This is a genomic window from Burkholderia sp. Ax-1720 (assembly GCF_011753035.1).
Classification (GTDB): domain Bacteria; phylum Pseudomonadota; class Gammaproteobacteria; order Burkholderiales; family Burkholderiaceae; genus Burkholderia; species Burkholderia gladioli.
In genome coordinates, this window is sequence record NZ_VWWK01000079.1 from 19,273 (window position 1) to 29,605 (window position 10,333).

The following is a 10,333-nucleotide window of genomic DNA, read 5'->3' on the forward strand; positions in this document are numbered from 1 at the left end:
CCTGCTAACAGTTCAACAGACAGCCGGCCCACGAGTAGCCGACGCCGAATCCGAGCAGCATCGCGCGCGCGCCCGGCGCGAGACGAGCTTCGCCGCGCAACTGCTCGAGCGCGAGCGGCAGCGTCGACGACACCGTGTTGCCGGTGTGCTCGACGAGGATCGGGAAGCGATCCTCGGGGATCTTCATTTTCTTGCGCAGCGCCTCGAGCATGAAGCGGTTCGCCTGGTGCAGCACGAAGCAGTCGATGTCCTCGCGCGCGAGGCCGGCGCGCTCCAGCAGCCGCTCGGCCGCGCGCGGCACCTCGGCCAGCGAGAAGGCCATCACCTCGGCGCCGTTCATGTAGAGATGCTCGTCGGTGCGCACGTTGCCGGAGGCGTCCTCGTGCTCGCGCGCGCTGTCGGCGCTGCGCGGCTCGCGGAACAGGCCCGCGCGCACCATCAGGTTCGGCGCGCCGCGCCCGTCGGTGCCGAACACGAACGGGCCGATCGGCTCGATGCCGTCGCCGGCGGCTTGCGGGTCGATGCCGATCGCGGTGGCGGTGGCGCCGTCGCCGAACAGCGTGCGCACGCTCTTGTCGAGCGGATGCAGGTATTTCGAATAGGTGTCGGCGGTCAGCAGCAGCACGCAGCGCGCGGCGCCCGTCTCGACCAGGCCCTTGGCGAGCGACAGGCCATACACGTAGCCCGAGCAGCCGAGGTTGACGTCGAAGGCGCCGGCATGGGTGCCGATGCCGAGCCGGTGCTGCAGCAGGCAGGCCGAGGCCGGCAGGATGTAGTCGGGCGCCTGGGTGCAGAGGATCACGAAGTCGACCTGCGCCGCGCTCACGCGCCCCTGCGCGAACAGCCGCCGGGCCGCGTGGAAGGCGAGGTCCGAGGCGGTCTCGCCGTCGGCCGCGATGCGTCGCTCGCGAATCCCCGTCTTGGCGAGGATCTTCTCGGCCGGCCATTCCGGATAGAGCGCGGCCAGCTCGTCGTTGGCCAGCACCGTGTCGGGCAGGTGGCTGGCGATGTCGAGCAGCGCGGCGCGCGTGGTCATCGACCGGCTCCGGCGATCAGGTTCACCACGCGATCGACGTTGTCGTCGGACAGCGCCGGGTAGATCGGCAGGCACAGCACGCGCCGCGAGATGTCGCGCGCCACCGGCAGCCGGTCCGGATGCGCCGAGGGCAGCCCGCGGTAGTTGGGGAAGTCCGAGATCAGCGGGTAGAAGTAGCGGCGCCCGTGGATCTCGTGATCGCGCAGCAACTGGTAGAGGCCGTCGCGCGAGAGCGCGTAGTCGTCGTCGACCAGGATCGGGAAGTACGAGTGATTGACGAGCTTCGCGTCGATCGGCGGCAGGCAGCGGATGCCGCGCACCCCGGCCAGTTGCCCGCGGTAGCGCGCGTCGATCTGCGCGCGACGGGCGAGCGCCGCGTCGAGGTGCTTGAGCTGCAGCATGCCGAAGGCCGCGTTGATCTCGCTCATCTTGCCGTTGATGCCGGCCGCCACCACCGTCACCTCGTCGACGAAACCGAAGTTCTTCAAGTGGTCGATGTGCTGCTTGGTCTTCGCGTCGGGGCAGACGATCGCGCCGCCCTCGAAGGTGTTGAACACCTTGGTGGCGTGGAAGCTCAGCACCGACAGGTCGCCGTGCCCGAGCACGCTGCCGGCGTCGGTATGCACCCCGAACGCGTGCGCGGCGTCGTAGATCACCTTCAGGTTGTAGTTGTCGGCGATGCGGCGGATCGCTTCCACGTCGCAGGGCCGGCCGTAGCAGTGCACCGGCATGATGGCGGTGGTCTGCGGCGTGATGGCGGCCTCGATCCTGGCCGGGTCGATGTTCAGCGTATGCGGGTCGATGTCGACGAACACCGGCTTGATGCCGTTCCAGAGCAGCGAGTGCGCGGTGGCGACGAAGGAATAGGGAGTGGTGATCACCTCGCCCGAGATCCGCAGCGCCTGCAGGGCCGTGACCAGCGCCAGCGTGCCGTTGGTGAACAGCGCCAGGTGCTCGACGCCCAGGTACTCGCAGAGCGCCTTCTCGAGCTGCTGGTGGAACGGGCCGCCGTTGGTCAGCACCTTGCTGTCCCAGATCTGCTCGAGATAAGGCAGGAATTCGGCGAGCGGCGCGAGATGCGGCTGCGTCACATAGATACGCTCGTCGGCGACGGGTTCGACGGCGCGCAGCGGCAGGGCATTCATCGTGCTTCTCCGGTGAGGGCGGCGGCCTCGGCATCGCGCGGCACGGCCTCGGTGGCAGCGGTGGCAAGCGAGCCGCGGTCGGGCGCGGTGAACGGAATCGGTGCCTCGCCGGCGCACCAGCGCCGCCAGGCGATCCGGAAGCTGTCCGAGACGGCCTGCGCGACGCGCTCGGGCTGGAAGCCCGCCGACTGGCGGCAGCGCTCGCGCATGCCGCCGCGCAGCGCGGCCAGGCCCTTCAGGTCGCCGGCCAGCGCGATGGCGCGGGCCACGAAATCGTCGGCGTCGTCGGCGACGAACTGCTCGAGCCCGACCGAGGACATCCAGACCGCGCCGGCGCGGCTGGCCAGCGTGTCGCCGCGGATCGTCAGGGTCGGCACGCCCATCCACAGCGCGTTGAGCGCGGTGGTCGAGCCCGTGTAGGGGAAGGTGTCGAGGCAGAAGTCGACATGGTGGTGCTGCTGCAGGTAGACCGCGGCCGGCGCGCGCGGCTGCAGGTCGAGGCGGTCGTGGCTGATGCCTTCGGCGCTGAACCAGCCGAGCAGCATGTCGACGCCGCCGTCGCGCGGGATCGAGCCGATCCGCATCCGCGAGCCCGGCACGGCGTGCAGGATGCGCGCCCAGACCGCGATCACGTCGTGGCGCAGCTTGTTCAGGCGGTTGAAGCTGCCGAAGGTCACGTAGCCGTTGTGCAGCGCCGGCAGCAGGTTGACGGGCGGCGCGTTCTCGGCGGGCTTGAAGGTGCCGCCGGCCGGCAGGTGGACGGTCTTCTCGCTGTACTGGCGCTCCATCTCGCCGAACGGCACGCCGAAGCGGTCCGCGAAGTGATAGTCGATCGCGTCCAGCCCGGTGGTGCCCGGGTAGCCGAGCCAGGTGACCTGCACCGGCGCCGGCTTGCGCGCGAGCGCGGGCAGCCGGTTGCGGCCGGTGTGGTTCGACAGGTCCATCATGATGTCGATCCGGTCGTCGCGGATGCGCTGCACCAGCCGGTCGTCGCTCAGGCCGGCCACCATGGTCCAGCTGCGCACGCAGGCGCGCATGCGCTCGGTGACGGAATCCTCGATGGTGTGGTTGTGATAGACGTGCAGCGACAGCGTCGGATCGTCCTTCAGCGCCTCGAGAATCGGCATCAGGTAGGACGACACCGCGTGATTGAACAGGTCGCCCGAGATCAGGCCGATCCGCAACTGGCGTTCCGGGTCGCGCTGGTTCGCGTGGCGCGGCCAGCGCGCGCGCACCGGAGCCTCGTGGATCTCGGCGAAGCGCCGGTGCTCGGCGTACAGCCGCTCGGCGTCGAGCCCCGGGTTGTGGGTCATGCAGAACAGCAGGTTGCTGTGCATCGCGGCGTCGCGCGGGGCGATCTCATGGGCGCGGCGGAACGAGGCCTCGGCCTCGGCGGTCGCGCCCAGTTCGCTGAGCGCGACCGCCAGCGAGCCATGCATGTGCAGCGAGTTCGGCGCCAGCTCGACCGAGCGCCGGCCGGCCACGATCGCTTCCTGGATGCGGCCCAGGGCGAGCAGGCTCATGCCCAGCACGCGGTGGGTTTCGGCGAAGCCCGGATCGATCTGGAGCAGACGGCGCGATTCGCGCTCGGAATCGACGAGGCGATTGGCCAGCCGCAGCACGTCGGCGTAGAGCGTGCCGATCAGCACGTCGGCGGGATCGAGTTCGGTGGCCTTGGCCAGCGGCTCGATCGAGGCCAGGTACTCGCCGTGCTGGTGCAGCGCGTTGCCCAGCGATTTCCAGCACCAGGCGTGATCGGGGTAGCGCTGCGCGAGTTGCCGCGCCAGCTTGGCGGCTTCCTCGAAGCGGCCCTTGTTGTAGAGCGCGGTGAAGCGGTTCACATCCTGCGGGGTGGGCTTGCGCGCGATCGGCGCCTGCACGGCGCGGGCGGCCGGCGCGGCGGCCTGGGCGGTGCCCTGGCCCGCCTGCGGCGTGGCGGTGGAGATCGAGAAGGTCACGGTGCGCGTCTCGGCGGGGCTGGCCGAGGCGGCCGCCACCACCGGCTGCCCGGCCGCCGCGGTGCCGACTATCGCCGCCTTGCCTTCGGCCGACAGCGACAGGCGATTGACCAGCCCGTCCACGGCCGGCCCATGCACGCCGAATTTCTGGCACATGCCGAGCATGGTCCAGGCTGCCGCGATGCGGCCCGCCTCGATCTGCGCGTTGATGTAGCTGACCCAGTACTGCCCGTTGTGCGGCGAGAGGCCGAGCACGACCTCGAAATCGGGCAGGGCCGCGGCCGGTTCGCCCGTCTGCACCTTGAGCACCGCCAGGTTGTAGCGGGCATCCGCGTGCTGCGGGTGGGCCGACAGGATCAGCTCGTAGAGCGTCCGGGCCTCGGCGAATTCGCCGCGGTGATGGCTGGCGAGCGCGCTGTCGAGCACCAGCGCGATATCCGCATCGAACTGTTGATCAGGCATCTGGCTGGCGGACGGCGTCGATTCGGACATGGCAAACCCGGGAGGGAACAAGCGATGATCGAAATTATCCGGCCGGGCAGCGCGGCTCGAAGCGTGGAACTGACCGGTAAACCGGCGTCAATTTCATCGATTTGCCGGTGTCCGCGCCAAAAAAACAGCCCGCGCGAGGCGGGCCTTGAGGTGAACGAGCACGCGCTCGTGCGCGTGAATTGTGATTATTCGGGTCTGACCGTATCGCGGCCGGTTCGCCGGCCGCCGCCGCTCAGTAGCGCAGCGCGGCCTGGCTGTTGTACTGTCTGGCCGAATCGAGCCGGCCCATGGCGGCACGGTATTCGTGCTGCAACTCGTCGCGCGCGTGCGACGAGGCGGCCATGGTGGCGGCGTCGATGGCCTGGATCTCGCGGATCATCAGCATCGCCTCGGGCGACTGCTGCGCCTGGATCGAGGTGAGATAGGGCTCGCGCGCGGCCACCAGCCGCCCGGCGCCCTCCCAGTCGGCCAGCTGCACCGCCCGGTCGATCTCGTGCGTCATCGCGAGAACCTGCCTGACGAGGGTGGTTTGATCCATGTCGCTTCTCCGTATCCCGGGCCGCTTACTTGTTGGTGGCCAGCGCGCCCGCGCTGTTGGTGCCGCCGAACAGCTGGGTCAGGTAGTTCTGGTTGGTCGTCATCTGCGCCAGCAGCGTGTTCAACTGGGTGAACTGGGTGTTGTATTGCGTGGTCAGCTGCGCGGCATAGGCGTTCAGCGTGGTCTGCTGGGAGGTGAGGCTGGTCAGGTCGCTCTGCACCGAGCTCACGCTGGTGGTCAGGATCCCCTTGGGCGCCGTGATGTTGGTGATCGCCTTGTTGAGCTGCTCGCCGATGCCGTTGGTGCCGTTGAACAGCGTGGCCGCGGCATTGGTGCTCTGCAGCGCGGTGGTCAGCGCGCCCTGGTCGATCACCAGGGTGCCGGCCGGCTGCGTCGAGTTGGTGCCGTCGGCGATGGTGATGCCCAGCGACTTGAGCGTGGCGCTCGCGCCGTTGTTGGTGACGCCGCCGCCGAGGATCGCCGAGAGCTGGTTCTGGATCGAATTGAGCGTCGAATCGCCGAACAGCGGGCCGCTTTGCGACGGGTTGCTGCTGTTGAAGGTGCCGACCGCCGAGTAGGTCGTGACCAGCGTGTTGTAGGCCTTCACGAAGGCGGTGATGGTGGAGGCCTGCGTGGTGGTGTCGGCGGCGATGGTCAGCGTCTGGGCGGCGGGCGGGTTGCTGACCGCGGCCTGCGTGAGGTTCAGCGTGACGCCGGCGATCGCGCCAGTGACGGTATTGGTCGCGCTCGAGCCGCTGACCGAGCCGATCTTGTACTGCGCGTCCTGCGCGGCGGTCGACTGGCTCCAGCCGGAGGTGGACGGGATCGACGAGCCGCCGCCGCTGGTGCTCGGCGTCGAGGTGACGCTCAACTGCGACAGGCCGTTGTCGGTGCTGGCGTTGGCCGTCACGTTGATGGTGTTGGCCGCGCCGCTGGCCTTCGAGCTCAGCACCAGATGCGCGCCGTCGGTGCCGTTCACGATGGTGGCGGACACGCCGGGATTGTTCGGGTCGTTGTTGATCGCGTCCTTGATGCCGGCCAGCGTGTTGTTCGACGAGCTGATGTTGATCGTCGAGCTCTTGGTGCCGACCTGCAGCGTCAGGCTGCCGGTGCCGAGCTGGGTGGTGGCGCCGAAGGCCGGCGAGGACAGCGATTGCGACTGGGCGATCTGCGAGACGGTGACCTGGTAGGTGCCGGCCTGCGCGCCGACGCCGGCGCTCGCGGTCAGGCCGTTGCCGGTGGCGGTCGCGGTGTAGGTTTGCGCGAGCGAGCCGTCGGCCAGCGAGGCGAGCGAGGTCTGCAGCGTCGACAGGGCGCTCTGCAGGCTGGCATAGGCCTGGTTCTTCAGGTTGTCGTTGGCGATCGAGGTCGACAGCAGCACGCCCTGGGCGGCGACCTTCGAGTTGACCAGCGCCGACACCAGCGTATTGACGTCGAGCCCGGTGTTGCCGGTCGAGCCGCTGATGATCGACTGGGCAGCTTCCTGCAGCGCCTGGTTGCTGTTCAGCGCGTTGTTGCTGCTCTGCGACGTGCTGGTGGTCGCGTTCGAGCTGCTGTTGCTGGTCGAGGGAATCGTGGACATCGCGTGGCTCCGTGGGCGCCGTCGATGGCGCAGGCGAATCTGAATCTGATGGCGTTGCGGATCGTGGCGGATGCTACGGCAAACCGCGGGAAAACGGTACGGCGAAAAACACTGCCCCGTAAGGACAAAAAGCGCGCGACGGCCACGAGGAAGGTTGCGCCGTCGCACGAACGGACCGCCCATGAAGGCGCGGCCCGGGTTTTCAAAGCAGTACCGCGACAGCCTTACTGCAGGAGCTTCAGGACCTGCTGCGGCAGCGAGTTCGCTTGCGCGAGCACCGAGATGCCGGCTTGCTGCAGCACTTGCGCCTTGCTCAGGTTCGCGGTTTCCTGCGCGAAGTCCGCGCTCTGGATCTGCGACTGGGCCGACGACAGGTTGGTCGAGTTGGCCTGCTGCGTTTGCGCGACGGCTTGCAGACGGTTCTGCGTGGCGCCCAGCGTGGCTTGCAGGTTGTTGATGGTGGACAGCGCGTTGGCGACCGAGAAGATCGTCTGGTTGGCGCCCGTGGCGGTGCTGATCGACAGGTTCGAGACGGTCGGCGGCGCGTTCACGGCGTTGATCTGCGTGACCATCTGGGCTGCCGCGCTGGCCAGTGCCGCCGACATGCCGCTCGTCGCGCCGGTGGCCAGCGTCAGGTTCGTGACCGCCGTGCCCGTGCCCGCTGCCGTGCCGGTCGTGAAGATCGCGCCGACTGCCGTCGAGCTCAGTGCCTGGCCGTTCTGGTCGGTGAAGGTGAAGCCGCCCTTGCCGTCCGACAGCACGCTGACCGAGGTGATGGCCGGTTGCGCGGCCGTCGTGGCGGCGCCGTTGGCGTCGAGCGACAGGCCCTGGATCGTGCCGACGTTCTGGCCTTGCGGCACCAAGCCGCCACCGATCTTGGCCGCCGACAGGCTCTGGCTCAGGTCGAGCGTGACCGTCTGGCCGACGTTCGCGCCAACCTGGAAGGTGACGATGCCGGCCGAACCGTCGAGCAGGTTCTTGCCGTTGAAGTTCGTCTGCGAAGCGATACGGTTCACTTCCGCGATCTGGTCGGCCACTTCCTGCTGGGCGGCGACCTGGTCGCTTTGCGACAGCGTGCCGTTGGCGGCTTCCGTCGCCAGCGTGCTGATACGCTGCAGGCTGGTGGTCAGGGCCGACAGCTGGCTCGATGCCGTCTGGATCAGCGAGACCGCGCTGTTGGTGTTCTGCACGCCCTGGTTCAGGCCGTTGATCTGCGTCTGCATGCGCGTGGCGATCGCCAGGCCTGCCGCGTCGTCGGCCGCGCTGTTGATGCGGTTGCCCGAGGACAGGCGGGTGATGGCTTGCGACAGAGCGCTTTGCGAGCCGTTCAGGTTCTGCTGAGCGACCAGCGAGTTGATGTTGGTATTGATTCCGAGCATGGAAATTCTCCTAAGTGAGCCGAGAGCCTTTAAACAAGCCAACGTGGGCATCGGCGGTGCACTCGTTCATTGCTGGCCGCCTCAGAGCAGGATTTCGGCGGGCCGAAAAAAAACTTGAGGGGGAGTTTTCGATGTGGATCGATTTTTCCGGGATTTTCGCTCCCGCCTCGACGATTTCCAGTGGTAGCGATGAAAGCCGTCTCGGGCGCGGGATTGCGGGTGCGGGGGATCGAGGGCCGGATGTAGGGCAGGGCGCCCGGGCGGGCATCGCGGCGCCCTGCCGTGCTTGTCCTCGTGGTTATTCGGATACGGCGCCACCCCGGCAAAGTCGTAAACACCTAGCCGAACGAATGTTTACCTGCTAGCATGGCGGGCTGAATTGAGATTTCTGTCAAGCCTCTGCCGTTTTCGGCATGTCCAAGCTGGCAGTCAAACGCGGCGCCGGTTGCAGGTTGCCGAGCGTTTCGCGGTGCATTCCGCCTCTCTTTTCCGGCCTCCGAGGCCACAAAACCCGCTCGTTTCGCCAGTTCGTGGGAACGCCCGGAAGGCCGGTGCGTGGCGCTTGGCCGCTACGTTTTTGACCGTATCAAGCAATTTAGGAACGACATGACGACGATTCTTCTGAAGGAAAACGAGCCGTTCGAAGTAGCGATCCGCCGCTTCCGCCGCGCGATCGAAAAGAACGGCCTGATCGCTGAGCTGCGTGAGCGCCAGTCGTACGAGAAGCCGACTGCCGTGCGCAAGCGCAAGAAGGCCGCGGCCGTGAAGCGCCTGCACAAGCGCCTGCGCAGCCAGATGCTGCCGAAGAAGCTCCACTAAGCTTCCCAGGTCCGTATCCGGACGGCGGTGCCCCTTTCGCGAGGGGCACCGCCGTTTTGCTTTGGGGCGGCGAATACAGGATGGCGGGATGGCGCCGGGCCGCGGCGCCCCAGGCTCAGGCCGCCGATTTTTTCGCCGCGGTGCGTTTGGTCGGAGCGGATTTCGCCCTGGCTGCAGGTTTTGCCGCGGCGGGCCTGGCCGCCGCCCGCTTCGCGGCGCTCGCCGGCTTGCCGAGCGTGGCGCCGAGCTTCGCGCACTCATCCCGGCACGGGCAGCCGAATTCGTGGTCGTTGACCATGCCGATCGCCTGCATCAGCGCGTAGCAGATGGTCGAGCCGACGAACTTGCAGCCATGGCGCTTGAGCGCCTTGCTCAGCGCCTCGGATGTCTCGGTCGAGGCCGGCGCGTCGCGATACGAATCCCAGCCGTTCAGCCGCGGCTTGCCGTCGACGAAGGACCACAGGAAGGCCGCCAGCGAGCCATGCTCGGCGCGAATCCGCTGCACCGCGAGGGCATTGGTGACGACCGACTCGATCTTGCCGCGATGGCGCACGATGCCCGGGTCCAGCAGCAGCTTCTCGAGCCGCGCGGGCGTGAAGCGCGCCACCTCGTCGACCTCGAAATTGGCGAAGGCGGCACGATAAGCCTCGCGCTTGTTGAGGATCGTCGACCAAGACAGCCCGGCCTGCGCGCCTTCCAGGATCAGCATCTCGAACAGGTAGCGCTCGTCGTGCGAGGGCCGGCCCCATTCGGTGTCGTGATAATGCGCATCGGCGTCCGTGCGGACCCAGTTGCAGCGTTCGCCCATCGATCGATTCTCCTCGTTCAACCTGCCGGTCCGCCCGTTCGCGAGCCGCCGTCAGCATAGCCGAAGCGGCACGCGGCGCGACGATGCGGTTAAGCTCCCGGTTCATGATCATTCCCGTCGCACCTTCCGGAGAGCATTTCCCGATGACTGAGCCCACCTACCTGATCGGCATCGACGGCGGCGGCACCGGCACGCGCGCGGTGCTGGCCGATGCGCGGGGGCGCGAGCTCGGGCGCGGCACCGGCGGCCCCTCGGGCCTGGCGCTCGGCATCGACGGCGCCTGGCGCTCGATCGGCGAGGCCTGCGCCGAGGCCTTCGCGCAGGCCGGGCTCGCCCTCGACTGGCGCGGCTGCGTGCTGGGTTGCGGGCTGGCCGGCAGCAACCACGCCGGCTGGCTGCGCGCCTTCGTCGAGGCCGCGCCGGTGGCGGCGCTGGCGATCGAGAGCGATGCCTACACCACGGTGCTGGGTGCGCACGGCGGCGAGGCCGGCGTGATCGTCGCGCTCGGCACCGGCAGCATCGCGGCCGCGCTCGATGCCGGCGGCACCTGCCGGATCGCGGGCGGCTACGGCTTTC

9 protein-coding genes are annotated in these 10,333 nt (G+C 68.3%); 2 read left to right on the top strand and 7 right to left on the bottom strand.

Features of this window, described 5'->3' with window-relative positions; all coding sequences use genetic code 11:
• Nucleotides 1-4: 4 nt before the first annotated feature.
• The 6 genes from F3J18_RS21545 to F3J18_RS21570 form a co-directional block, all read right to left on the bottom strand.
• Nucleotides 5-1,036: a ketoacyl-ACP synthase III gene (locus tag F3J18_RS21545; protein WP_166914092.1), complete on the bottom strand. Its 1,032-nt coding sequence runs from the start codon at nucleotides 1,034-1,036 to the stop codon at nucleotides 5-7.
• Nucleotides 1,033-2,181, bottom strand: a complete 1,149-nt coding sequence (gene vioA, locus F3J18_RS21550) for a dTDP-4-amino-4,6-dideoxy-D-glucose aminotransferase VioA (protein ID WP_025100006.1) — start codon at nucleotides 2,179-2,181, stop codon at nucleotides 1,033-1,035. The genes F3J18_RS21545 and vioA overlap by 4 nt, the downstream gene beginning before the upstream one ends.
• A complete protein-coding gene (locus tag F3J18_RS21555) occupies nucleotides 2,178-4,631 on the bottom strand; it encodes a tetratricopeptide repeat protein (protein ID WP_166914093.1) in 2,454 nt (817 codons plus the stop codon). The genes vioA and F3J18_RS21555 overlap by 4 nt, the downstream gene beginning before the upstream one ends.
• Before the next feature lie 232 nt (nucleotides 4,632-4,863).
• Nucleotides 4,864-5,169, bottom strand: a complete 306-nt coding sequence (locus F3J18_RS21560) for a flagellar protein FliT (RefSeq protein ID WP_096749911.1) — start codon at nucleotides 5,167-5,169, stop codon at nucleotides 4,864-4,866.
• Between the two features lie 25 nt (nucleotides 5,170-5,194).
• The gene (gene fliD, locus F3J18_RS21565) at nucleotides 5,195-6,751 is read right to left on the bottom strand and encodes a flagellar filament capping protein FliD (RefSeq protein ID WP_025100003.1); all 1,557 of its coding nucleotides are present in this window, start codon (nucleotides 6,749-6,751) and stop codon (nucleotides 5,195-5,197) included.
• Nucleotides 6,752-6,975: 224 nt separating this feature from the next.
• Nucleotides 6,976-8,130, bottom strand: coding sequence for a flagellin (locus F3J18_RS21570; protein WP_166914095.1), 1,155 nt, complete (start codon nucleotides 8,128-8,130; stop codon nucleotides 6,976-6,978).
• Nucleotides 8,131-8,736: 606 nt separating this feature from the next.
• Between F3J18_RS21570 and rpsU the strand changes: the two genes are divergently transcribed.
• Nucleotides 8,737-8,949, top strand: coding sequence for a 30S ribosomal protein S21 (gene rpsU, locus F3J18_RS21575; RefSeq protein ID WP_006401410.1), 213 nt, complete (start codon nucleotides 8,737-8,739; stop codon nucleotides 8,947-8,949).
• Between the two features lie 115 nt (nucleotides 8,950-9,064).
• On the opposite strand, the gene F3J18_RS21580 is transcribed toward rpsU, so the two are convergent.
• On the bottom strand, nucleotides 9,065-9,757 hold the full coding sequence (locus F3J18_RS21580) for a DNA-3-methyladenine glycosylase I (protein WP_166914097.1): 693 nt from the start codon (nucleotides 9,755-9,757) through the stop codon (nucleotides 9,065-9,067).
• A 143-nt stretch (nucleotides 9,758-9,900) separates the two neighbouring features.
• Between F3J18_RS21580 and F3J18_RS21585 the strand changes: the two genes are divergently transcribed.
• Nucleotides 9,901-10,333: BadF/BadG/BcrA/BcrD ATPase family protein (locus F3J18_RS21585; RefSeq protein ID WP_275691835.1), on the top strand; the 433-nt coding region annotated here is incomplete at its 3' end.

What these genes read in the sequence shown, in the direction of transcription:
- F3J18_RS21555 (WP_166914093.1), bottom strand. Translation starts at nt 4,631, where the DNA reads ATGTCCGAATCGACGCCGTCCGCCAGCCAGATGCCTGATCAACAGTTC.
- F3J18_RS21570 (WP_166914095.1), bottom strand. Translation starts at nt 8,130, where the DNA reads ATGCTCGGAATCAATACCAACATCAACTCGCTGGTCGCTCAGCAGAAC.
- vioA (WP_025100006.1), bottom strand. Translation starts at nt 2,181, where the DNA reads ATGAATGCCCTGCCGCTGCGCGCCGTCGAACCCGTCGCCGACGAGCGT.
- F3J18_RS21560 (WP_096749911.1), bottom strand. Translation starts at nt 5,169, where the DNA reads ATGGATCAAACCACCCTCGTCAGGCAGGTTCTCGCGATGACGCACGAG.
- F3J18_RS21545 (WP_166914092.1), bottom strand. Translation starts at nt 1,036, where the DNA reads ATGACCACGCGCGCCGCGCTGCTCGACATCGCCAGCCACCTGCCCGAC.
- F3J18_RS21580 (WP_166914097.1), bottom strand. Translation starts at nt 9,757, where the DNA reads ATGGGCGAACGCTGCAACTGGGTCCGCACGGACGCCGATGCGCATTAT.
- fliD (WP_025100003.1), bottom strand. Translation starts at nt 6,751, where the DNA reads ATGTCCACGATTCCCTCGACCAGCAACAGCAGCTCGAACGCGACCACC.
- rpsU (WP_006401410.1), top strand. Translation starts at nt 8,737, where the DNA reads ATGACGACGATTCTTCTGAAGGAAAACGAGCCGTTCGAAGTAGCGATC.